21 protein-coding genes and 1 pseudogene are annotated in these 21,603 nt (G+C 50.3%); 3 read left to right on the top strand and 19 right to left on the bottom strand.

Going from position 1 to position 21,603, the window contains the following annotated elements:
• Positions 1-3: 3 nt before the first annotated feature.
• The 17 genes from WA407_RS15985 to WA407_RS15905 all read right to left on the bottom strand — a co-directional run bounded on the left by WA407_RS15985 (position 4) and on the right by WA407_RS15905 (position 15,235).
• Positions 4-720 (bottom strand): glycosyltransferase, encoded by a 717-nt coding sequence (locus WA407_RS15985; RefSeq protein ID WP_336077755.1) that lies wholly within the window; start codon positions 718-720, stop codon positions 4-6.
• Complete coding sequence (locus tag WA407_RS15980) at positions 717-1,715, bottom strand: NAD-dependent epimerase/dehydratase family protein (protein ID WP_336077754.1); 999 nt, start codon at positions 1,713-1,715, stop codon at positions 717-719. The genes WA407_RS15985 and WA407_RS15980 overlap by 4 nt, the downstream gene beginning before the upstream one ends.
• Positions 1,676-2,530, bottom strand: a complete 855-nt coding sequence (locus WA407_RS15975; RefSeq protein WP_165179120.1) for a dTDP-4-dehydrorhamnose reductase family protein — start codon at positions 2,528-2,530, stop codon at positions 1,676-1,678. Before WA407_RS15975 ends, WA407_RS15980 begins: the two co-directional genes overlap by 40 nt.
• Positions 2,527-3,513 carry a polysaccharide biosynthesis protein gene (locus tag WA407_RS15970; RefSeq protein ID WP_069290300.1) on the bottom strand — a complete coding sequence of 329 codons (987 nt, stop codon included), beginning with the start codon at positions 3,511-3,513 and terminating at the stop codon, positions 2,527-2,529. The genes WA407_RS15975 and WA407_RS15970 overlap by 4 nt, the downstream gene beginning before the upstream one ends.
• A complete protein-coding gene (wecB, locus tag WA407_RS15965) occupies positions 3,506-4,597 on the bottom strand; it encodes a non-hydrolyzing UDP-N-acetylglucosamine 2-epimerase (RefSeq protein ID WP_336077830.1) in 1,092 nt (363 codons plus the stop codon). The genes WA407_RS15970 and wecB overlap by 8 nt, the downstream gene beginning before the upstream one ends.
• A 121-nt stretch (positions 4,598-4,718) precedes the next feature.
• Positions 4,719-6,380 carry a glycosyltransferase gene (locus WA407_RS15960; RefSeq protein ID WP_336077753.1) on the bottom strand — a complete coding sequence of 554 codons (1,662 nt, stop codon included), beginning with the start codon at positions 6,378-6,380 and terminating at the stop codon, positions 4,719-4,721.
• A 60-nt stretch (positions 6,381-6,440) separates the two neighbouring features.
• Positions 6,441-7,574 carry a CgeB family protein gene (locus WA407_RS15955; RefSeq protein ID WP_165179117.1) on the bottom strand — a complete coding sequence of 378 codons (1,134 nt, stop codon included), beginning with the start codon at positions 7,572-7,574 and terminating at the stop codon, positions 6,441-6,443.
• A 33-nt stretch (positions 7,575-7,607) separates the two neighbouring features.
• Positions 7,608-8,699 carry a CgeB family protein gene (locus tag WA407_RS15950; RefSeq protein ID WP_061830075.1) on the bottom strand — a complete coding sequence of 364 codons (1,092 nt, stop codon included), beginning with the start codon at positions 8,697-8,699 and terminating at the stop codon, positions 7,608-7,610.
• Between the two features lie 181 nt (positions 8,700-8,880).
• On the bottom strand, positions 8,881-9,240 hold the full coding sequence (locus WA407_RS15945; protein ID WP_061830076.1) for a hypothetical protein: 360 nt from the start codon (positions 9,238-9,240) through the stop codon (positions 8,881-8,883).
• Entirely contained in the window at positions 9,188-9,532 is a 345-nt protein-coding gene (locus WA407_RS15940) for a hypothetical protein (RefSeq protein ID WP_254350177.1), read from the bottom strand. Before WA407_RS15940 ends, WA407_RS15945 begins: the two co-directional genes overlap by 53 nt.
• A gap of 5 nt (positions 9,533-9,537) precedes the next feature.
• Entirely contained in the window at positions 9,538-9,870 is a 333-nt protein-coding gene (locus tag WA407_RS15935; protein WP_029518277.1) for a hypothetical protein, read from the bottom strand.
• A 29-nt stretch (positions 9,871-9,899) separates the two neighbouring features.
• The gene (locus tag WA407_RS15930; RefSeq protein ID WP_013311765.1) at positions 9,900-10,187 is read right to left on the bottom strand and encodes a hypothetical protein; all 288 of its coding nucleotides are present in this window, start codon (positions 10,185-10,187) and stop codon (positions 9,900-9,902) included.
• Positions 10,188-10,306: 119 nt separating this feature from the next.
• Positions 10,307-11,767, bottom strand: coding sequence for a glycosyltransferase family 2 protein (locus tag WA407_RS15925; protein WP_336077752.1), 1,461 nt, complete (start codon positions 11,765-11,767; stop codon positions 10,307-10,309).
• A 72-nt stretch (positions 11,768-11,839) separates the two neighbouring features.
• Positions 11,840-12,571 carry a sugar phosphate nucleotidyltransferase gene (locus WA407_RS15920; RefSeq protein ID WP_165179112.1) on the bottom strand — a complete coding sequence of 244 codons (732 nt, stop codon included), beginning with the start codon at positions 12,569-12,571 and terminating at the stop codon, positions 11,840-11,842.
• Positions 12,568-13,368, bottom strand: a complete 801-nt coding sequence (locus WA407_RS15915) for a glycosyltransferase family 2 protein (RefSeq protein ID WP_336077751.1) — start codon at positions 13,366-13,368, stop codon at positions 12,568-12,570. The genes WA407_RS15920 and WA407_RS15915 overlap by 4 nt, the downstream gene beginning before the upstream one ends.
• Positions 13,365-14,300, bottom strand: a complete 936-nt coding sequence (locus tag WA407_RS15910; protein WP_165179110.1) for a glycosyltransferase family 2 protein — start codon at positions 14,298-14,300, stop codon at positions 13,365-13,367. The genes WA407_RS15915 and WA407_RS15910 overlap by 4 nt, the downstream gene beginning before the upstream one ends.
• Positions 14,297-15,235, bottom strand: coding sequence for a glycosyltransferase family 2 protein (locus WA407_RS15905; protein ID WP_235308454.1), 939 nt, complete (start codon positions 15,233-15,235; stop codon positions 14,297-14,299). The genes WA407_RS15910 and WA407_RS15905 overlap by 4 nt, the downstream gene beginning before the upstream one ends.
• Positions 15,236-15,796: 561 nt before the next feature.
• Here WA407_RS15905 and WA407_RS15900 point away from each other — a divergent pair.
• The gene (locus WA407_RS15900; protein ID WP_235308453.1) at positions 15,797-17,575 is read left to right on the top strand and encodes a M4 family metallopeptidase; all 1,779 of its coding nucleotides are present in this window, start codon (positions 15,797-15,799) and stop codon (positions 17,573-17,575) included.
• A gap of 280 nt (positions 17,576-17,855) precedes the next feature.
• A pseudogene (locus WA407_RS15895) lies at positions 17,856-18,077 on the top strand (M4 family metallopeptidase); the annotation flags it as partial.
• Positions 18,078-18,207: 130 nt separating this feature from the next.
• Here WA407_RS15895 and WA407_RS15890 read toward each other — a convergent pair.
• Both WA407_RS15890 and WA407_RS15885 read right to left on the bottom strand, forming a co-directional pair.
• Complete coding sequence (locus WA407_RS15890) at positions 18,208-18,987, bottom strand: WIAG-tail domain (RefSeq protein ID WP_336077750.1); 780 nt, start codon at positions 18,985-18,987, stop codon at positions 18,208-18,210.
• Between the two features lie 113 nt (positions 18,988-19,100).
• Positions 19,101-20,264 carry a glycosyltransferase family 4 protein gene (locus WA407_RS15885; RefSeq protein WP_336077749.1) on the bottom strand — a complete coding sequence of 388 codons (1,164 nt, stop codon included), beginning with the start codon at positions 20,262-20,264 and terminating at the stop codon, positions 19,101-19,103.
• Between the two features lie 205 nt (positions 20,265-20,469).
• On the opposite strand from WA407_RS15885, the gene WA407_RS15880 reads away from it, so the two are divergent.
• Positions 20,470-21,597, top strand: a complete 1,128-nt coding sequence (locus WA407_RS15880; protein WP_250266596.1) for a YheC/YheD family endospore coat-associated protein — start codon at positions 20,470-20,472, stop codon at positions 21,595-21,597.
• Positions 21,598-21,603: the final 6 nt, after the last annotated feature.

Raw genomic sequence — 21,603 nt, 5'->3', positions numbered from 1 at the left:
GCTTCATGAGGATAAACCACTCAACACCTGACTGAAGCGATCTCGATAACGTGCTTGGGTTATGTTGTACTCCCGCTCCACAGCGGGCCAATGTTTTTTGGTTCCCATTTCATCATGCCAGCGGTAGTTAACCAAGGACTCGTTCAGAAAAGGAAATGGATATCCCTCCAGCATCACTCGGTACCACATATCCAGATCATGTGTGTACGGCAGCAGTTCATCAAACAAACCGATATGTGCAAACAGCTCCTTTTTAAACATAACCGTGCATCCATTGACCGGATTTCCTTGCTGAAAAAAACGGTAAAACTCCGTCATAGACGGAAACACGGCGGCTGCCTGGTAGCTTGTGACTTGGCTGTATTGATTGATGAAATTGAAATTGGTATGGGAGATGTACGCACCGTTTTCCACCATAAAAGAAACCTGATTATTAATTTTGTCCCTATGATAGGTATCGTCGGAGCTGAGCCACGCAATATATTCCCCGCTGGCATGTCGGATACCATGATTCAGGGCGCTGGCTGTTCCACCGTTGGATTTTCCTAAATAATGTATATATGGACGATAGGGCTGAAGCATATCAACATGTTCCGTGGACCCGTCATCGACGACAATAATCTCGAGGGGTCCATAAGTTTGCTCTAATGCACTTTGCAAAGCCTGATCCACATATGCACAGTTATAAAAGGGAATGACGATCGTTACTTTCGGTCTCATATCGTTCCTTCCTTTCCAGCTCGGCGGTATTGAATCATATCCTCCAGCGATTGCCCCAGCTGTATGGTAGGCTTCCAGCCCATGTCCTCCAGCTCTTTCGCACGGTATGCCTCGGTGGGTGCTGACTCTGCCACATCCCCCCATTGTATGGGAATAGATGTTTTGGCCAGCCCAACCATACGTTCTACGATATTGCCCAGTTCCACAATGCGGCCTGTGCAGACCGAGTAAACTCGGCCTGGCACACCCTGTTCCAATAGCACCCCGTATGCGCGAACGGCATCACGAACGTCGAGGAAATCACGTTGCGCATGTCGGGAAGATACCCGGAACGGGGGAATTTCAGTTACGGACTGCCCCTCCAGACGTTCCGTCTGAACGATATACCCCGCGAGTAATGCACAAAATCCGGTAGATGGACCCGGACCGATCAAGTTGCAAGGCTCTGCCAGCATGACGGATTGTTCGAACAGCGCGCCCCACGAGAGCGCGACTGCCTCTTGAAGGCTTTTGCTAAGGCTGTATGGATGCGTTGGATGATACGGTGCTTGCAAAGCCGTCTTTAGCCGAGAACCCGCCACGACAATTCTGGCTTTGGGAAAAGGTCGCAGTACATCGAGCAGATACAGAGTGGACAGTACATTGGATTCCATGTATAGCAGGGGGCTTTGCCAAGATTCAGGGACAGAATTTTTACCACCTAGGTGAAGCACGTAATCTGGAGCAATCTGTCTAAATACTTCTTCTAGACGTTTCTTGTCGAGCAAGTCACACACATAAGGCGTAATACAGCTACGGGTCTCCGCCTCTGGGTTGTTATTTTCATCATCGTGAGCCAGTAAGATCAGTTCTGGGACGGAAGCGGCAGTGCGAGTCAGCGCCGCTACCTCCCAACCGAGCTTTGCAAAATGGCGGCAGGCATGCATCCCGGTATAGCCCGCCGCTCCGGTAATGACTATGACAGGCCGACGTTGTTCCGCTGTGCTTCCGTCCATTCCAGCAGCTCCTTCAGCATGATGCTGTAGTGAGGAACATCGTAGAGCAGATCGGCCCGGGTAGAACGAAGCGTCCGGTCCTGCACCGGCTCATCTTTCGGCACGATCCGAATATCCTCCCTTTTCCAGATGTCTTTGAACAGCAGCAGCAAATCATGCTTGCTGATCGGTTCAGGGTGAACCAGATGAATGAGTCCGTCCAGCGGCTCATTCATCTGCACCTGTATCGCCTTCGCTAATTCTAACGTCGTAACCCCGTTCCAAAAGACTCGGCGATACCCGTTAACGTCTCCGCTCTGCTGCAAGAACCAGTGCAGCAGACCAATGCCTCCCGGCCGAATTTCCGGCCCGATAATGGAGGTACGGATAGTCAGATGCCCTGCGGCCTTTACTTCTCCAAGTATTTTCGTCAAAGCATAGGCACTTGTCCCATCGGGTTGATCCGTCTCCTTATATAAACCAGGTACCCGATTTCCTTCGAATACGCAATCCGTGCTGATATGAATCAATCGGGCACCAATACTGTCCGCTATCCGCCGGAGAAGATGTGGCAGCAAGCCATTGATTTGGTATGCTGCAATCTGATCCTCTCCGGCATGCTGATTCAGTACGCCTACCGCGTTAATCATAACGTCTGGCCGTACACTCCGTACCAGTTGCTCCACCATAAAGCTGTCCTTTACATCCAGCAGCAGACCGCCTTTATTTTCGGGATCACGGGTGGTGTAGAACACGTTATACCCGCTCTGGTTTTGGAAATACTTAACCAGAACATGGCCCGCCATGCCGTTACCACCCAAAATAAGCAGCTTCATTTGATGAACCCCCCGCTTTGGAGAATGCTGCGAATCTCCTCTTTTGACATCAAATTAAACTCCGAACTAAAGCTGCTGAATGACACGGGAGGGCACTGATTATAGCGGTCCTTTAATTGAGGAATATTCAGCGTTGGGAGAATGACCAAATATTGCTCGTCATAGACTACCGTCGTCAGACTTTCAAAGTCACTCATCAAAATCTCATGAATTTTCTCGCCGGGACGCACACCTTTTTCTACAATTTCTACGTTTTCCACACCTGAATCCTCAATGAGCACCTCAGCCAAGTCCAAAATACGGCAGGTTGGCATGGTCATGATAAAAATTTCCCCGCCGACACTTTCCACCGAAGCTTTGAACAGGAGACTGATCGCATCACGCAAGGTCAGGAAGAAGCGGGTCATGTTCATATCTGTGATCGAAACCTTGCCCTTTTGACGAATCTGACTTTGGAACAGATGCACCACGCTTCCGTTGGTGCCCAAAACATTACCGCCGCGCACCGTCACGAAACGTGTATCGCTATTCAGCAGATTGGCGTAAACAATCAGTTTTTCTCCAATCGCCTTCGTCATGCCGTAAAAATTGGACGGATTCGCTGCCTTGTCAGTCGATATATAAATGACTTTCTTTACCTGATTGGCAACAGCGGCCTCGATCACGTTTTGGGTGCCTACGACATTGGTTTTGAGTGCCTCGTAGGGCTGATCTTCACAGACGGGAACGTGTTTGAGCGCTGCCAAATGAAATACATAGTCCACTCCTTGACAAGCGGTGGTCAGTGCATCCTTATCCCGAATATCTCCAATACAGAAGCTGAGCCGTTCATCCTCAAACTGCCTGTTCATTGCAACCTGACTGGATTCTCCACGTGAAAAGATAATAACCTCTTTGGGGTTACGCGGCAGTAACTGGGTAACCAGCTCATGCCCCCAGGAGCCGGTACCGCCGGTAACCAAGATACGTTGGTTTTCAAACATGCCGTTTCCCTCCAAGCAGAAATTTAACTACCTTATCCGACACATCTTCCGCCAGATAGCCCGCGGGACATTGCCACTTATGGGTCATCCCGGTCATTATGGCTACCGCGTTTGCTATAACCTCGCCATCAAGACCAGACACGATATTGCTGCCGCAATCTACCGTTTCCGGCCGTTCAGTCGTCCGGCGCATCGTAACCGTCGGCACCCCCATGACACAGCATTCTTCCTGTACGGTACCACTGTCCGTCAAAGCGCAGCGGGCATGCCGCTCCAGCAGAACGAAGTCAAAAAAACCGAACGGTTCGTGAAATTCCACTAGCGGATCAAGCTGGATCAGCGGATGGCTTGCGATTCGGGCGGCAGTGCGGGGATGAATACTGCAAATGACCCGCTGTCCGAACTGCTGGGCTACCCGGTTAAGACCATCTAAAATAGCCAGCAAATGCGGTGGATGGTCCACATTTTCAGCTCTGTGGGCAGTGACCAGGAAATATTCTCCCGGCGACAGTCCCAACTTTTTCAAAATCCCACTGCCCGATATCTCTTTCTTATAGTGCTGCATCACTTCGTAGATCGGATTTCCAGTCAGTATAATTCGTTGGCTTGGGAAGCCTTCGCGTAGTAGGTGCTGCTTGCTTTGCTCCGTATAAGGCATATTAATGGTAGATATCGCATCAATGACACGCCGGTTTTTCTCCTCCGGCACATCCAGGTCATAACAGCGGTTCCCCGCCTCCATATGCACGACCGGATAACCCATACGTTCCGCAAGTAAGGCACATAAAGCGCTGTTCGTATCACCGAGCAATAGCACATGATCGGGGCGTTCCTTGTTTAAAATATCCTCCATCTGCGAGTACATGGCGGACAACTGTTTGCCCAGTGTCCCCGCTTTCTCCTGAAGTACATAATTCGGGGCACGCAGTCCCAGCTCGCGAAAGAACTGCCCGCTCAGGCTTTCGGTGTAATTTTGGCCCGTATGCACAAGCACATGTTCATCTGCATGGCGGTCCAGCTTTGGAATGATCAGGCTGAGCCGTATAATCTCCGGTCTTGTGCCGAGCACGGTCAATATTTTCATGGTTTTGGAACCCACCTTTGCTGTCATTGTTTCATTGAATTGTGGCGTTCAATGAAGGATAGCCATCCAGCAGACTGGCTGTGCTCCAGCTTAACGTTCATCTCAACGGTCCGGCGTAGGTTCACCCGGACCGTTGTTTTGTATGCTGTCCAGCTTTGAGCGTGACTCGCTTCTGCTTGTGCGTGTTGTGTCGCCGTGACCGGTGCTTGAATTTCCGCTTGAGTTTCTGTCTGGACTTGGTTTTCGGATAAAGTCCCTTCGACAACGGGGACCCGTGAATTTTCTTGAAGCGACTCTTGCCGCCGCTTCTCTTATACCTGCGATTCCGCAGTCGGGTACGCTTGCGGCCCTTTGGCCATCTCGCCCGAATACTACGCTTGCCGCGAGGCAATTCGGGTGGTGAGTCAGGTAAAGGGGATACTGGTTGTGGCAAGCCTTGAATAGCTGCATATTCGATTGGCGGCAGGCCCAGCACAGGCAGTTGACACACCACCGATTCGGGAAATTCTCGAATCGTGCTGGTATATCCCTCCGGTATAGCGGTGACCTGACGCAACCCTTCGCCTTCCCTCGTCCATACAGGTCCACCCGGCTGCTGAATCAACGGGAACCAATGCGGATGATGACATACCCATTGACTGACCATGAGGTGTAAACTACCTCGGTAGGAATCAGGTCCGTATACACGTGTAGCCGCACTGTTGTTACGCACACCAATCCGTTCCACTTCTTCGGGATGATCGAGCAGATAGCCCACTTTTTGCGCCAGCATGTCGCTGTTGCCCGGCTCTACCAAAAAATCTGTATTTCCGGTCGCCTCCATCAACTCCACAAGTCCCCCCTGCGCAAAGGCTACCACGGGCTTACCGTAGACCAGCCCTTCCAGGGCGGTCAGGCCAAAGCCTTCCTCCACCATACTTGGGATTACAACAATATCCATTGCGCTATAGGCCGTTGATACGGATTCCTCGAATGAATTGAACTGGAAGCGGCGGCTATAACGAGATTGGCGGATTAAAGAGACACATTTTACGTAATATTCCGAGTCCACCGAGCTGCCGATGATCCAGAAACGACACCGTGAATTGGTTTCGCACAGCTTTAGAGCCATTTGGACAAAAGGCAACAGCCCTTTGGCTTCGTAAATAAAGGAAGAAATATAACCAATACAAATATGGAAATCCCGCAGCCCCAGTTTTTCACGTTTCCTTTTCCGTTCCAGCACATGCTCTTTGGGAGACGGCATATCCATATCCCGGCAGGGAGACAACACCGTATGCGGACGTGTCAGTCCCCCACCATGCAAAGGACGCATTACAGCTTGCGAAATGCCGATGACCCATTGGCTATAGCGCTCAATGATAGAAACAGAAACTGGCGTATACGCATTCTGGTTAATGACCTCGGTTATTTTCCAGATCACCGGAATATTAAGCTCTTGGGCAGCCATTGCAGGCATGACGTTCACACAGGTATTGACCAGCACCACATCAGGTCGAGCATGCCGAAGCATCTGGAACAACGGTGCATACGCCACATGGGTCCGCAAATTCTCCGCATCCTGCGCCAATCCCTCATATGGGGTATACATGCCATGCAGCATGAACAGGTTCTGTGTCAGAACGGTAATTCCGCGCTTGCGGGCCATTGAGGTCAGCCGCCCTTCACCAGGCGTTACGAGAATACAATCGAAGTACGTACTCATGTCTAGACAAAATTGCAATAGCAGCTTCTCTGCCCCCGTAATACTGCGGACGTTGCTAACATGGCTGAATAGCATCATTTTCGGCTTGATCGGAGTTCACCTCCTTTAAAATAGCAACCATCGGACGTGTGAATCACCTTATGGAAATATGACCGACAACAGTTGGTCAATCCGGTGACCATACGTATGCTCCCGCAAGGTTCGTTCCAGAGCACGTAGGGCAATTTCATGGCGCTCTTTTTCATGCGTCAAATAAAACTCAACCTTCTCCAGCAATTCCTGCTGAGAGCTGTAGGTCTCTATCTCTTCCCCCGGCTTATAAAAACGAGCCAGATCATCTCTTGTATCTGTCAGTTGCAACGTGCCACTGGCAGAAATTTCAAATGTGCGCGGATTGGGCGAAGCCCCCGGAATTTTCAGTGAGTTGTTGTTCACCGAATCATCCTGATGGGAACGATGAAGATTAATTACGATTTTGCTGCCGTTATACGAATCATTGGTTTCGACCGGAGACATCCAGCGACCCAGCTCAATTTTGTCACCATACGACTGATAATCCGGGAGACGATCCCACCAAATTCCGTTGATTTTAATGTTACGAGCCATGAGCTGCGGCATAATCGGATTAAAGAAATAGATGCGGTTCCAGTAGGCTGAGCCTGTAAACCCAATCTCACGTCGTACCGAAGCGGGCGAGCTGAGTGGGAAATAGTGAGTCAGAAATGCTCCAAAGGGCAAATAGTGCACAGACGTGCAACCCAACTGACGGTACAGCTCCATGCAGTTCATTTCTAACGTGAACACATAATCATAATTCGTAACAATTTTGGTCGTCGTGTCGGTGTAATATGGATCGTCCGTTAGCCAGATGGCGGTGGGGATGCCCAACTGGCGTACCGCAGTAACTTGCTCCAACGGAAGATCCATTCCATCCAGTGCCAGCATCAGATTCGGACGGAGCTGAGCGGCAATATCTCCTACCGGCTGACGTGGGTCTGTTACGGTAACCTGAGCCGTCATGCTTTGCAACGTGGTAATGACCGCCTCATCGAGCGGAGAATACGGAAGGCCTTTGCCTGAGACGACATACAATACATGGATTTGTCGAAAAGGGAAAACTGCTTTCATCCGTGCAACAATTGCGTTAGCACGTCCGCGCAGATATCCTTCGTCGTATCCGTCATGCACTCCCGCAATTCTCCCCCTTTCCCAGGAGGCTGCCGCCGTCTGGTGAACAGCCGGGTCATACGGTCCTGTCGTAGATATCGTCATCACTTTCACTCCTCACTGTTTATGGTGTTTACTTTAGGCCATCGCCTTGTCCAGCAGTTCTTCCATGCGATTGGAGTACATATGCTTTTGCATAGTCGTGTACAATGCGCGCCAGGCCATGCGTTCGCGTTCCCAGTCATGCTTGAGATAGTAGTCCAGCTTCACTTTCAGTTCCTCTGCTCCAGAGAAGGTTTCAATGTCATAGCCTGGTCGGTAATAACGGCTCAAATCCTTCCGAACATCCGTCATTTGAAGCGTGCCGCAAGCAGAAATTTCGTATGTCCGAGGATTGATGGACTCCGCTGAAAGCTGGTGTGTATTCCGATTATCCAGTCCGGGGTCTGTCGGGCGGTGCATATTGATGACAATTTTGGAGCCGTTATAATATTGAGCGGTCTCTTCCGGCTCCATAAAACCCGGACGGATAAAGCGTTCCAGCACATCCCGCCGGGTCAGCCGATCCCAGTGCCCACCTACGATCAGCACTCTTTTGTCCGCCAAGAAGGGAGCAAGATGGTCGAACAGCTTCACACGGTTCCAGAAGGCATTTCCAATGAAGCAAATATCATGCTGATGCTCCCGCTCTACCCTTCGGGGATAAAAGATACGAGCTGACGCAGCCAGCGGCAAATAGTGAACCCTCGTTACTCCCTGATCGCGATAAAACGGCAGGCAAGAAATTTCGTGCGTAAATACGACATCGTAGGATTGACAGATCAACGCCGTATCCTCCGTAAAGTAAGGATCATCTACAAACCATATGGCCGTCCGAATGCCTAGGGCTCGTATTTGCTGCACCTGCTCCAGATGATCCGCCGGAAAAACATGCAGCCCGTTCATGACCAGCACGAGGTCTGGACGTTGAGCCTCGGCGTCAGCTAGCATCGTAGCAGGCGTACCGATGACGCAAGAGCTGCATATTTGGCCTAATGCCTCTTGCACACCTGTGTCTATAGCTGCGAAACCTTGCGGAATATACAACACTTTCAAATGACGAACAGCAGGCTGTATTGCCACGACCTGTGACAGAGCAGCCGTGCAACCGCCCATTCTGCGTCCTTCCCGATAGCCGCATCGGTACGCTTCGCGTTCATTTCCGCTTTGTTGATCGTTCACATCCTTCACCCTGTCCTGTTGTAGGATAAACTTCTGTCACTCCTAAACTATATGCGGAGGGGTCAAACGCATCATGGACGACTGCCACTGCCCGGACAAAATTGGCGTTTGCCCGTCCAACTGCCGAACCGCAAATAACCCCAAAGCTGTTAGCTTCGGGGGTGAACAGTAATAGAATGATTTGCCCAGTTTACTGAGCTTTATAAGCGAGCTGGTGTCCATCTTCATAACCTTTGGCAAAACCTGAATTGAAACCCTCGTTGTAAGCTGCATCATATCCCTGCTGAAATGCCTGCGGATCATGCTCCAATGCAACAGTCCCGGGCTGTGGATTCTCCGCAGAAGGGGCTGCCACCGGGTTAGCTTGAGGTTTTTTCCGCCGCCGCAAATGAGGATGTCTTCTACGTGCAGAATAAAGTCCCCTTTTACGGCGTCTTAGAGCAAGCAGACGTCTTCTTCTCCGTTTTAATCTGCGAATGCTGGAACGCCGGGCATCTTTACGTCTTTTGCGGGCTTTGTCCCGAGTGGCGCGTTCCCACCTTGTACTCATTTCCATTCCTCCTTTGCTTTCTCGTGGTGGTTTCATTTTTCTGAACAGGCACATGGAGCCACGGCTTAGTCGGTTTTCCATATACCTGCCGTCTTAATGGAATACCCGCCAACATTTGCGTGATTTCTCCCTGGTAGTTGCTGAGTATACGAATGGTTTCTTCCAGACGGGTAGCCGACATATCCGCATGGGGCGTCAAGTCCGCAAGACTGGTCAGCATCCGAGCAACGGCGTGCTGGCTGGCAGCAATAGACTCCATCATATCCAGCTTGATCTCACGTTCACGCCTCATGCTCATTAGTTCATATCCCCCGAGCCCATTCCCCCCATCATCCCTTCCATGCCGCCACCCTGCTGCTCATCCTGATCCAGCAATGCTTTGAGATTGCTGCAAAGTCCAGTCTGAAGCCGCGTTAATCCCTCCAGCATTTCCACCATCTGCTCGTGAATTTCCAAAGGCCGTCCCAACTGCTCTTCATCGGTGTCAAATGCGTGGGGTGCCAGATGGTTCAACGCCCAATTACGCACTTTTTCTGCTTCGACCGCCTTGGCCTCCAGGATCATAGACACATTCCGCTGCATTTTGGAGGCTGCGTCCAGCATGTGAATCATTGCTTGTTCCCTACTCATGTGTTCACTCCCTGCCCTCGGTTGGTACGTTACTCCTCTTCCGGGTATGCCGTCTCTTTCACGACACGAACGAGCATTTCAGCCATTGCTTCCTGAAGATCGGCAATACCGTTCAGATAGGCCACAATGCTTTTGTTTACTTGTCCCGAGCTGTCGAGAATGCCCGGAATTCCATCAAAACGCGGCTCCTCATCTGGCAGTTCATGTATGATCTGCGCCATGCGCACAACCACCTGCCGTTCCGCATCCAACAACCTTGACATCTGTTGCTGCGAGTGCGAAATGTGGATCAGCAAATCATCTAACTCGTTATGCATAAGCCCCTCCTTTATGTGCTCCGCCGTGCGGAACGCACGAATTACCTACGGGCTTTCCGCTACTACAGCGTATGCCGCAGCGAGTAGTCGGTTCCGCCTAAAAGCGCCTATTCAGATCATTACAGATGCCCGTGCAGCACCGGTGGAGCAATAATAGGCTGTTTCTCCACCAAAGCCGACAAATCTCCGGGAGACAAAAGCTGAATTCGGTAGTCCTCTGCCCGCCAGCTCATCGCAGCGTACAGGGTAAGGAACGGCCTTTTCCAGCCGTTACCGATTTGATACAGTTGCCCGCCCTCAGCATACAATACCTCGATCCATCGCTTGCGTTGAGCCGGTATATTCAGTGTGGGCAGCATGGACATGTTCTCCAGATCGGGAGCCGCCAGTACAGGAATGGGTTCCTCTCGCAGCTCAGCTGTAGGTGCATCAATGTTGCCGGAAACTGTAGCCTCCGGCTTCCCTACCAAGGGAAGCACCAACAAATCCAGCTGAGACACTCTAACAGGGCGCACATTTTCACCTCCCGCAGCACTGACTCCATGCAGATATCGCCTTCTTCCCGGCTCTAACCGAAATACTGCACCGGACGGTCCCTGAACAACCGCTCCGATGGGATAAAAGCTTGCCGTTGATACGCGTGTTTCCTTACCTGTTGATATCTGGCCGTCCGTCTCCGCTGTACTGAATTTCAGATTGCGGAACAGCTTATCCGCGTCCCCCCACTTTTGTACAAAAAAGGATCGGTTCCGGCTGCTTTCCTCCATTGAACCGCTTTTTTCGGTCGTTTGAGGAAAACCATACACCGTATCCCGATCTCTTTCTTCATAATGGATAAAAGCATCTCCGGCAATTGCCATTCGTATCCCCAACAAACGCACACGCAATAGCCAATCTGCATGGGCTTCCTCAGTACTGTGGCAGCCTTCGTCCCAGTAGCCCGTTTTTTCCAATGTCTCTCTGCGCAGCAATAAACAAAATCCGGCTAAGCTTTCGGTCTCCCGCCATGCATCCGGATTGGGAATATTGAAGGTCATGGCAAATGGACGGGCTCCATTTTCGTTCATATAAGGAACCTCAATCTGCTGTTCTTTGAATGGACCATTCGTTGCAGGCCCAACAACACCAATACGCGGATCGCTGTATAAACACCCTAACAACCGATCCAACCAGCCGGGGGTCACCATAGAGTTTTGATCCAGTACCACAATAGTTGTGCCTTTTGCCATCATCAGCCCCTGATTCAGGCTACCTATCATTTGAACATCCTTTTTTAACAGCGCATAACGCACAGCGATGCTTTTACGGAGCAAATAGGTGGATGTCCCGTCCGTCGATCCGCAGTCCACCACAATAATTTCGTGAGGATGGCTCGTATTCTCCTCAATACGGTGAATGCATGCACGGAGCTGCTGAAGCTGATTGCAGGACGGAATGATAATACTGACACCTTCAAAAACCTTGCCGAACGAAGCCTGGCCCAACTTGTTGCCCTGCTCCTGGCCCCTTTTATATCCTGACCAATAGCCTTTCTTTCCGAGCCGCTTGCTGTGTTTCCTTTGCATACTCAGACGTTTCATGCCGTTCACTCCTCCGGGTGGCATTATGCCTATACTATATGCCTGGCCCGGCCGGATGGTGTTTCGTTGAGATCAGGGTAGAAGTCCTTTCATTTTCACTCCAGCTTCCTGAAGGGAATCGAAGGTTCCTGCGTCGCTCCAATAGCGCCGTAAAATATCATATTCCAACTTGCCTTCAGCGGCATAACAGTTGTTAACATCCGTGATCTCAAGCTCACCGCGTGCCGAAGGTGTAATTTGCCGGATCTTATCGAACACGGCAGTATCGTACATATAGATACCCGTAACGCAATATTTGGATTGGGGATGCTGCGGCTTTTCTTCAATCCGCGTAATGCTCTCCGGGCGCTCAGGATCAAATACAGGTACCCCGTAACGACGAGCATCTGCCACCTTTTTCAACAACACTCTGGCGCTCCCTGGGGGCTGTTGCTTGAACCGTTCGATCACAGGTCCCAAGTCTTCCTTGAACAAATTATCACCTAACAAAACAGTGAATTTCTCTTCTGATTGCATATAGCTTCTTGCCAGTTCGAGTGCTTCCGCAATGCCGCCCGCCTTTTCTTGAATCCGGTATGTCAGTTGGACACCATAATCACTGCCACTGCCCAAAAAATCGGTATACAGACCGGCCGATTGTTTACCAATAATAATAAGCATATCGGTGATTCCAGCCTGTCGTAGCCTCTCGATACCATATACGATCATGGGATACTTGCCGACCGGAAGCAGATGCTTGTTGAGTAATGTAGTCAACGGATGAAGGCGCGATCCGGTTCCTCCTGCGAGAATAACCCCTTTCATATCTTCCTTCCTCCTTCGACAGCATGTTCAGTGCATGCAACCCCAGTGTTTCCAGTTTCAATGAACATTCTGGGATCTATGCTCCATTTCTCTATAAACAAACGATAGTTCCGCTCGATCAGCTCTTCAATCCAGGAAGTCTCCGAGTGTGAGAAGCTCGCATTCCCCTCGTGATAGACAAAACAGTCGTTGCACATGAGCAGCTTGTAGCCATGCACGCGTGCGCGCAGACAATAATCGTCATCCTCATAATGTCCGGGGCTGAACCGTTCATCCAGCAACCCGATCCGTTCCATCAGATCGCGCCGGAACAGCAAACAAAACCCGACCAACCGCTTGACCTCCTGCCATCTGGAGGGATTACTTGCATTATTCTGCTCCGAATATCTCAGACAACTGGCCAAATCTCCTTCCAATCCGTGTATCTGCTGAATACCGCTGACGTAATTCGTCACCGGTCCCACCAATCCCACCATGCTTTCGCTCTGCAATGCAGCCAACATAATCGATAGCCATCCCCGCGTAACCGTCACATCATTGTTTAAAATAACGAACTGATCACCCGAAGCCAGCCGGAGCCCCATATTACATGCTGCTGGAAAGCCCCTGTTTTCAGGAAGACGTATGCTGATCAGCCGCTCGGATGCACAAAAATCATCCGTTCCGTCATTCGAAGCGTTGTCCACAACAATGATTTCATACGGTACATCTATCGTATGTGTCCGAATTGCCTCAATACACGGCTTTAACAGATGTAGGCCGTTATAAGTCGGAATAATGATGCTCGTCAGACTCATTGTGCATTCCTCCCTTTGGCAACGTCTACCCGTGTTGGAACAGGCCCGAGCGGGGAATACCCGGCTACCTGAAACACCGCCGTCAGTGCCTCTGCATGATCACCGACGATCAACTGTTCCATAGCGTTCCCTTTGCCAACATTGAAGGTCCGCTTACGGTTTGTTTTAATGACGTCGACAGCATGTACTGCCGCCACGATCATGCCATGCAGAATTGCCATGGCGTGGGCTTTTGGCGGTACGGCAAGCACGGCTGAGCCAAGCTGATCCAGTAAACGCCGAGATAATGCATGCGGTACGGCGGTCAATGAGCTTGCTCCCAAATCCGGCCTGCGCAGTACGCGATTCAGGAATGCTTTGCACCGTGTCACGCTGTCCTGCTGGGCATAGGGCGGCAAATGTCTGCCCAGATCATTAAGCGCAACATCCGTTCCCTGATCCACCGCGTGGAGAAAAGGCAGCAAATCAGATGCTGGAATCGGCAAATCTCCGTCCACGAACAGCACAATATCAGCCTGCGTCATACGCGCGCCTACCGCCCGGCCAACATCATGCCCCAGTCGATCCGGCACGTTGACAAGAGTCACACTGGGATGATGTTTGGCTACGGTGGAGCGCGTGCCGTCCGTGCAGCCGTTCAATACGACAATGATATCCGTAAGTGGAAGTTTTTCCAGCTCGCCCAGTACCCGGTCAATCGTTGACTCTTCATTACAGGCGCTGACTACGGCCGCTGCCGTTCCCTGTAACACAATATCCCCCGGAACTTCGCGTTCCACAGGCGGAGTCACTTCGGTCATTCCTTTCGCCCGAGGTGTGGGCTTTCTCATCCTACGGCTATGCATTGAAGTCGTCGTTCCTCGTTTTCGCTGAACACGTCTCATGCCCCAACTCGGTTCTTCACGCTTCCCTCTGCGATACTGTCTATTCACAGTTTCACCTCGTCTCTGATCCGTTTGCGCTCCAAATCCGTATATCCCGCACGCGTTCCCAGACGCGATGTAAGCCAGGCAATGGCATCCAGATGATCCTGAACAATTACATCTGCCAGCGGGTCCTTGCCGTTCTGTTTTTTACGTGTCGCATTTATTTTTCCGACAGCTATTCCATATACAGTCACCACTCGTAACTCGGAGGCAATGGACATAGCTTGAAATAAAGGAGGCTTCTCCAAGGGCTTTAGACCTATTTTATTTAGAGCCTTTTGACTTATGGCGTGTGGAATGCCAGTCATAGATGCTCCCCCTAAATCAGCACGATTCGACAAGATATTCAATACATGCTTTGCCTCCACTACAGGGTGTACGGGCGTACGATTCACAGGTCCATGGTAATCATTCAGCACCACATCCGCCCCTGCACATATGGCGTGTATAAACGGCCGGAGTCTAACGCAGGGAATGACGATATCCCCATCCAGGAAAAGCAGGATCTGTCCGGATGCCGCCTCCGCTCCAATACGACGGCCAACATCATGTCCGAGCGGTTCCGGAAAGGAAAGCACACGAGCTCCCGCCGCTGCTGCCACCTTCGCCGTTCTATCGTGTGATCCGTTCTCAACGACGATAACCTCTGTATGTGGATGGACACGGCGCGCTTCGCGAATCACAGCTCCGATTGTTTTTTGCTCATTCATGGCCGGAATAATGACAGATACGAAAAACTTTCCCACTGATGACGGTTCAGATGGTCGCTCTTCGCCGATCTGTGCCCCTCTCTCCGTGTCTAGTACCTCCCTCATGGCAGGGGCTACCGGATTCTTATGCATGTTCGGCATTCGTAACGGCAGCCACATCTTAGAATGATAGTAAGCGCCGGAATGCCGCCTCCGTTTGATCTTGTATCCAGCTCTTCCCTGCTTCTTCATGCTCCCGTCTCACCTCCCTTCCTGCTGTATAGATGGACAGCATGATTAGGACAGTTCAACATAACCTATGCGGTCCAAAAGCCGTGTGTAACGGCAATCGTGGAGTCTTTTCGACACAGCAATTTTCGACTTTATTTTTACATAACTCATTAATCCTATTAAATAAATGAGTTATTAGGGTCTAAAGAATCATTTTGGATAAATTTGTGACATAGATCTTCTCGTCCGTCATTCTCTGTGCTAATATCAGAGCCAGATGATGGGAGTTCAAAAAATCAACAATTGCTTTTTTTGCATAAGTCAATATTTTTCCATTATCCACCATTATTCTATTTTCTTTTTATACGACAGGAAAGGAGGAGTTTGTCACCTTTTTAAGCTACATGCTTCATATTGCAGTACCCTCTTTTCACGTACGCTTCATGAAAAACACTTCGGTATTTCTCTTCATGTTCCATTTTCTTCTATTCCAGACGACAACACGACCTACATAAATGGCGCGATGCCTTATTCAAGACAGGATAATTCATCCTGACATTAATCGAGGAGAGTGAATTTTTAATGAAAAAAGTATGGGTTTCGCTTCTTGGAGGAGCTATGTTATTAGGGTCGGTCGCGTCTGGTGCATCAGCGGAGAGTTCCGTTTCGGGGCCAACTCAGCTTACACCGACCTTTCACGCCGAGCAATGGAAAGCCCCTTCCTCGGTATCCGGGGACGACATTGTATGGAGCTATTTGAATCGGCAAAAGAAATCGTTACTGGGTGCGGACAACTCTAGTGTACGTGAACAATTCCGAATCGTTGATCGCTCAAGCGACAAGTCCGGTGTGAGCCATTATCGGCTGAAACAGTATGTAAACGGGATTCCCGTATATGGAGCTGAACAGACTATTCATGTGGGCAAATCTGGTGAGGTCACCTCTTACTTAGGAGCGGTGGTTACTGAGGATCAGCAAGCTGAAGCTACGCAAGGTACGACTCCAAAAATCAGCGCTTCTGAAGCAGTCTACACTGCATATAAAGAAGCAGCTGCACGGATTGAAGCCCTCCCTACCTCCGACGATACGATTTCTAAAGATGTTGAGGAACAAAGCAGTGTAAGCAAAGACACTTACGCCGAAGCAGCTAACAACGGAAAAACGCTATCTACTGATAAGGACGAGCTGAGTCTTGATAAAGCATCTGCCATGAAAGATAGCAAAATTGAGGCGGTGGAGACAGAAAAAAGTTCCATTGCCAAAATCGCTAATCTGCAGCCAGAAGTAGATCCTAAAGCTGATCTGTACTTCTATCCTAAAGGGGATGACCTGCAGCTGGTTTATGTAACAGAAGTCAATGTTTTAGAACCTGCCCCACTGCGTACTCGCTACATTATTGATGCCAATGACGGCAGCATCGTATTCCAGTATGACATCATTAATGAAGCGACAGGCACAGGTAAAGGTGTGCTTGGTGATAGCAAATCATTCACCACGACGGCTTCCGGTAGTAGCTACCAGTTAAAAGATACAACACGCGGTAATGGTATTGTGACCTACACGGCCTCCAACCGTCAAAGCATCCCAGGTACCCTTCTGACCGATGCCGATAATGTATGGAATGATCCAGCCGGCGTGGATGCCCATGCATATGCTGCCAAAACATATGATTACTATAAGTCCAAATTTGGACGCAACAGCATTGACGGACGCGGGCTGCAACTCCGTTCGACAGTCCATTACGGTAGCCGCTACAACAATGCCTTCTGGAATGGCTCCCAAATGACTTATGGAGATGGGGACGGTAGCACATTTATCGCATTCAGTGGGGACCCCGATGTGGTAGGTCATGAACTTACTCATGGTGTCACAGAGTACACTTCGAATTTGGAATATTACGGAGAGTCCGGTGCATTGAATGAGGCTTTCTCGGACGTCATCGGCAATGACATTCAGCGTAAAAACTGGCTTGTAGGCGATGATATTTATACGCCAAACATTGCAGGCGATGCTCTGCGCTCTATGTCCAATCCTACGCTGTATGATCAACCAGATCACTATTCCGACTTGTATAGAGGCAGCTCCGATAACGGTGGCGTTCATACGAACAGCGGCATTATCAATAAAGCCTACTATCTGTTGGCACAAGGTGGTACTTTCCATGGTGTAGCTGTAAATGGAATTGGCCGCGATGCAGCGGTCCAAATTTACTATAGTGCCTTTACGAACTACCTGACTTCTTCTTCCGATTTCTCCAACGCACGCGCTGCTGTGATCCAAGCAGCAAATGATCTGTACGGTGCAAACTCGGCACAAGCAACTGCAGCTGCCAAATCTTTTGACGCTGTAGGCGTAAACTAAATCATATACGCTATAATCCTCATATCCCGTCCATAGACCTTCGCCGTTGTGCAACTGTCACTTAGGCTGCTCATAATGGACGAAAAAATAGGGGTGCAGTGTACAAGTCTGCGCCCCTTCCCCCTTATTTATGGCGTCCCCTCAAAGGGGCGCCCTTTTCTTGTTCATTGAGTCTCTCCCGATCATTTTCGACTAGATAAGACAAATAAACAGTAAATCAGGGACTAAAGATTCATTTTGGGGTATTTTGTAAAATCAATCTTCTCGTTCGACAACCTCTCTGGCACAAGGAGGCACTTTCCATGGTGTCAAGGTAGATGGAATTGGACGTGATGCAGCCGTATATATTTATTATAATGCCTTCACCAATTATCTGACTTCCACGTCTAACTTCTCCACCGCGCGTGCCGCTGTGATCCAAGCGGCCAAAGATAGTTATGGTGAAAATTCAATAGCCGTAACCTCTGCTATGAAGTCTTTTGACGCTGTAGGTGTGAGATAAGTGAAATAATATAAATTTCCCCGGTATTACAAGTCTCCCCCCTTCTCTCTTATGTATACGGCGTCCCACTATGGGACGCCTTTTTTCTAGTATAAAGTTGATTATTGGTAATTATATTTTCGGCTTCTTATTATTGCCCCATCGCAATCCAAAGGACCAACCCTTCACATAGCGGACCTGAGTGTATGCGTTCCACAGTAAGTACTGCTGAATACCTCTGACGTTGTGTGACGGATACCATCACTCCCGGTATACTCCCATTGGCAGTGATTACATACTGTGTATCTATAAAAGGCTTCTCAAATACAACGCTCACTTCACCCCTATCCGCTTGTGCGGGGAGGTGAAAAGGAATGCTCCCATATTGAGGTGAAACTATATGACCGTCAGAAGCCTCGTCACTGGTCGCTGATCCGTCGTGAATGACATTCAAGTTTAATTCTTTCTCCGTATCGAAAGCTAGATCGATATCTCGCTCAGACAAAACCACGCGTTGCTTTGGGCGTGGTCTTCCTTCAGCAATGTGAATACTGGTTATGGAACAATCCAGTAACGAATCTTGCTCTGCCTGATCTTCCGTCGTAATAGACGGTTTGTCGTTATCCAACCTGTATTCCGTATCTGACTCAGGCACTGACAACAGCAGTACAGATGCTCGATTCATCTGCATCGCTTCCTCTAGCGTTTTGGGGAGCTTATGCTTCTTCCATGCCGCTTCCTCTATAGCTTGAACCGATGTGTCCTTCTCTACGGGGGCAGGGACCGTTGCCGTTCCACGCTGGTTCGATTTATGACTGCCGGAAGTCGAAGCCGCTTTCTCCTTGTTAACACGGGGGGAGGGAACCGCATGGGAAAGGTTACGCCGTGCTGTTCTTTTATCCTTAGGGCTATGGTTCGTACGATGGTTCATGGTGACCGCTCCTTTGGCACAGGAGTGAACCAGCGGTCGCTCCGCTTCATTCACCCGGCTGGGAATCATGGCTAATGCCTATAAGATAGCCTATGCGCGTAACAGCGCCTACGTCACTCCGCTACGCAGTCCGTTATGATTTGTGCCCAGCGTTGTGCTGAGTGTTGCCATAAAAATCGTCTCCGTACCTCGCCAAGCCCGGCTTCTCCCATCCGTCGTCGCAAGCTTGGTTGCTGGAGCAGCCTGATGATGGCATCGGCCATTTCCTGCTCACCGTGAGACGGATATACAAGCCAGCCTGTCTCGCCGTGTTGTACAACCTCTGGAATACCGCCGATTCGTGAAGCGACCACAGGCACTCCTGCCGCCATGGCTTCCAGATTGACCAGCCCGAAGGCCTCATCCTTCATTGAAGGAACAACGGTCACATCGGCTAGCTGATATAGCGAGGCCAATGCTGGATGCGGAACATAGTCCAGGAATTGCACATGCTTCTCCAACCTTAGTTTACGCATCTGCCGATGCAACGACGCCGTGTACGGCGTGAGGCGGTCATGCCCGTAATAGGCACTACCTGCAATGAGCAGCAGTACGTCCGGGCAGGCGCGGACCACATGCCGCAGGGCCTTCAGTAGCCGGTGAACGCCCTTCCCTGGCATCAGTCTGCCCGCGAATAACATGATTTGGCGGCCTGACCAGCCGAAATCGTCCAATCGCGCCGATCTGGCTGCTTCTGCTGCTGGAGTCCACCGTGGCAGGAAATCGCCGGGATGGATACCCAGCTTGTTTATGACGATACGCTCTCTGACGGCCTCGGGACAGTCAGAAGCTACGATTGCCCCTAAATATGCACTGTTCACGATAATGCGATCCATCGACAACAGCAGCCTGCCCATATCCTTCCGTTTGAGGTAAGGCTCCCGGATGAACGTGGTCGAATGCAAAGTCAACACAACTCGGCTATCGGGTAAAGCCTCGCGAATTGCATTCGCAACTGCCGGGCGGTTGTGTACATCTACTACCGCTGGTAACCATCTCTTTAAATCGGCAATCACATCAGAAATATAGCCTGTTCCCCGCGTATAACGCATGCAGGGAATTCCGTCGACATCGCCATGATCCGGTGCCTCTGCTCCCTTTATGCCATAGATCTGCGCTTGAAGCTCATGACTAGCCAGCGGTACCATGCGGGCAATTACCCGCTCCACAGAACTGCTGCGGGGCGAAGGTATAACAAAGGAGCCCGGTGTAACGACTGCTACCTTCGGCCTCTGCATCACCTCACCTACTTTCTGAGCTTATTCCAACACTCTTCAACACTCATCCTGTATCATATCGTCTGCCTCGCTGAAATGTGCCTCGCTTCTAACTTTGGGCTTACCGCAAGGCAAGCGTCCATGCCTGGCCGATCTTTGATACATATGATGGACTAGAATCACAGTATGATCAGTTGGAGTGACTACAAGGAGGGCGGACATACTCATGTTGCATGTCGGCGTCATGCTCAACCCGGCAACCTACCGGGGCATCCCCGCCATGAGGACGCGATATGAATCTATCGCCAATTACGAGGACGCCGGGTTAAGCTACGAGCTCATCCCCTGCTTTCTTCGTCTGGAGGATATTCATATAGCGACCGGAACATGCCGGGCTTATGTTAAACACGGCAACGAGTATCGGCAGATGATTCTTCCGTTGCCGCCGGTCATCCACAATCGGACTCTCTATCGGCAAAATGAAAATGCTAGAGATATCAGCAAGCTTGTACAAAAGGGGTTCTATATTTTTAATGAACAAAACCGTTTCCACAAAGACCATATACATGCAATTCTGCAGGAAGACCCTTTGCTACGCATCCATCTCCCCACAACATTGCAAGGCAACCTTTCCTCCATCCATACCTTGTTGGAAGAAACCGGAGATGTTGTAATTAAACCCAGTAGCGGTAGCGTGGGTAGAGGAATTATGCGTCTGCGGCATTCCCGCGGAGGCTGGACTTTGCAATGCGCTCATCCGGCTATACCTGAGCGTTGGTCCACCCTACGTTTGAATGTCGGAGAACTCCCATTATTTCTGCACAAGCGACTGCTGCAGGTGCCTCATATCGTACAGGAAACCATACCGCTTGCTTTGTACAACAATCGTCCGTTTGATGTCCGTGTGTCGGTTCAGCGCGGATATGGCGGTATCTGGGGTGTGACAGGCATGTATGCTAAAATTGCTCCTTCCCACACCTTCGTCTCCAATGTGGCACAGGGCGGTACGGCCCGTTCCTTACTAGAAGTGTTATCACAAACAGAGACAGTTCAGACTTCGAACGCAGTCCGGCTGATGAATGAACTGGAGCGACTCTCATTACAAATCGTGCACCGACTGGCACAAACCCTTCCCCGTCTCGCCGACGTCGGTCTGGATCTGGGAATTACCCATGAAGGCAAGATTGTTTTTATTGAATGCAACGGTCGTGACCAGCGCTATGGCTTCAGCCAGGCGGGCATGCACAATGTCTGGAAAGAAACATACTCTCAGCCGATGGCTTACGCTCGTTGGCTTCTCGAACGGATGCCTTCGTCAGACACCGAACGTTCACCAAGCCGTCCACTGTATTGATTTACG

It is taken from the genome of Paenibacillus sp. 203 (assembly GCF_037027525.1).
GTDB classification, from domain to species: Bacteria; Bacillota; Bacilli; order Paenibacillales; family Paenibacillaceae; genus Paenibacillus; species Paenibacillus polymyxa_B.
Note: the sequence above shows the minus strand (reverse complement) of the source record. Positions and strands in the feature narration are given on the sequence as shown.

What these genes read in the sequence shown, in the direction of transcription:
- WA407_RS15985 (WP_336077755.1), bottom strand. Translation starts at nt 720, where the DNA reads ATGAGACCGAAAGTAACGATCGTCATTCCCTTTTATAACTGTGCATAT.
- WA407_RS15980 (WP_336077754.1), bottom strand. Translation starts at nt 1,715, where the DNA reads ATGGACGGAAGCACAGCGGAACAACGTCGGCCTGTCATAGTCATTACC.
- WA407_RS15975 (WP_165179120.1), bottom strand. Translation starts at nt 2,530, where the DNA reads ATGAAGCTGCTTATTTTGGGTGGTAACGGCATGGCGGGCCATGTTCTG.
- WA407_RS15970 (WP_069290300.1), bottom strand. Translation starts at nt 3,513, where the DNA reads ATGTTTGAAAACCAACGTATCTTGGTTACCGGCGGTACCGGCTCCTGG.
- wecB (WP_336077830.1), bottom strand. Translation starts at nt 4,597, where the DNA reads ATGAAAATATTGACCGTGCTCGGCACAAGACCGGAGATTATACGGCTC.
- WA407_RS15960 (WP_336077753.1), bottom strand. Translation starts at nt 6,380, where the DNA reads ATGATGCTATTCAGCCATGTTAGCAACGTCCGCAGTATTACGGGGGCA.
- WA407_RS15955 (WP_165179117.1), bottom strand. Translation starts at nt 7,574, where the DNA reads ATGACGATATCTACGACAGGACCGTATGACCCGGCTGTTCACCAGACG.
- WA407_RS15945 (WP_061830076.1), bottom strand. Translation starts at nt 9,240, where the DNA reads ATGAGTACAAGGTGGGAACGCGCCACTCGGGACAAAGCCCGCAAAAGA.
- WA407_RS15940 (WP_254350177.1), bottom strand. Translation starts at nt 9,532, where the DNA reads ATGAGGCGTGAACGTGAGATCAAGCTGGATATGATGGAGTCTATTGCT.
- WA407_RS15935 (WP_029518277.1), bottom strand. Translation starts at nt 9,870, where the DNA reads ATGAGTAGGGAACAAGCAATGATTCACATGCTGGACGCAGCCTCCAAA.
- WA407_RS15930 (WP_013311765.1), bottom strand. Translation starts at nt 10,187, where the DNA reads ATGCATAACGAGTTAGATGATTTGCTGATCCACATTTCGCACTCGCAG.
- WA407_RS15925 (WP_336077752.1), bottom strand. Translation starts at nt 11,767, where the DNA reads ATGAAACGTCTGAGTATGCAAAGGAAACACAGCAAGCGGCTCGGAAAG.
- WA407_RS15920 (WP_165179112.1), bottom strand. Translation starts at nt 12,571, where the DNA reads ATGAAAGGGGTTATTCTCGCAGGAGGAACCGGATCGCGCCTTCATCCG.
- WA407_RS15915 (WP_336077751.1), bottom strand. Translation starts at nt 13,368, where the DNA reads ATGAGTCTGACGAGCATCATTATTCCGACTTATAACGGCCTACATCTG.
- WA407_RS15905 (WP_235308454.1), bottom strand. Translation starts at nt 15,235, where the DNA reads ATGAAGAAGCAGGGAAGAGCTGGATACAAGATCAAACGGAGGCGGCAT.
- WA407_RS15900 (WP_235308453.1), top strand. Translation starts at nt 15,797, where the DNA reads ATGAAAAAAGTATGGGTTTCGCTTCTTGGAGGAGCTATGTTATTAGGG.
- WA407_RS15890 (WP_336077750.1), bottom strand. Translation starts at nt 18,987, where the DNA reads ATGAACCATCGTACGAACCATAGCCCTAAGGATAAAAGAACAGCACGG.
- WA407_RS15885 (WP_336077749.1), bottom strand. Translation starts at nt 20,264, where the DNA reads ATGCAGAGGCCGAAGGTAGCAGTCGTTACACCGGGCTCCTTTGTTATA.
- WA407_RS15880 (WP_250266596.1), top strand. Translation starts at nt 20,470, where the DNA reads ATGTTGCATGTCGGCGTCATGCTCAACCCGGCAACCTACCGGGGCATC.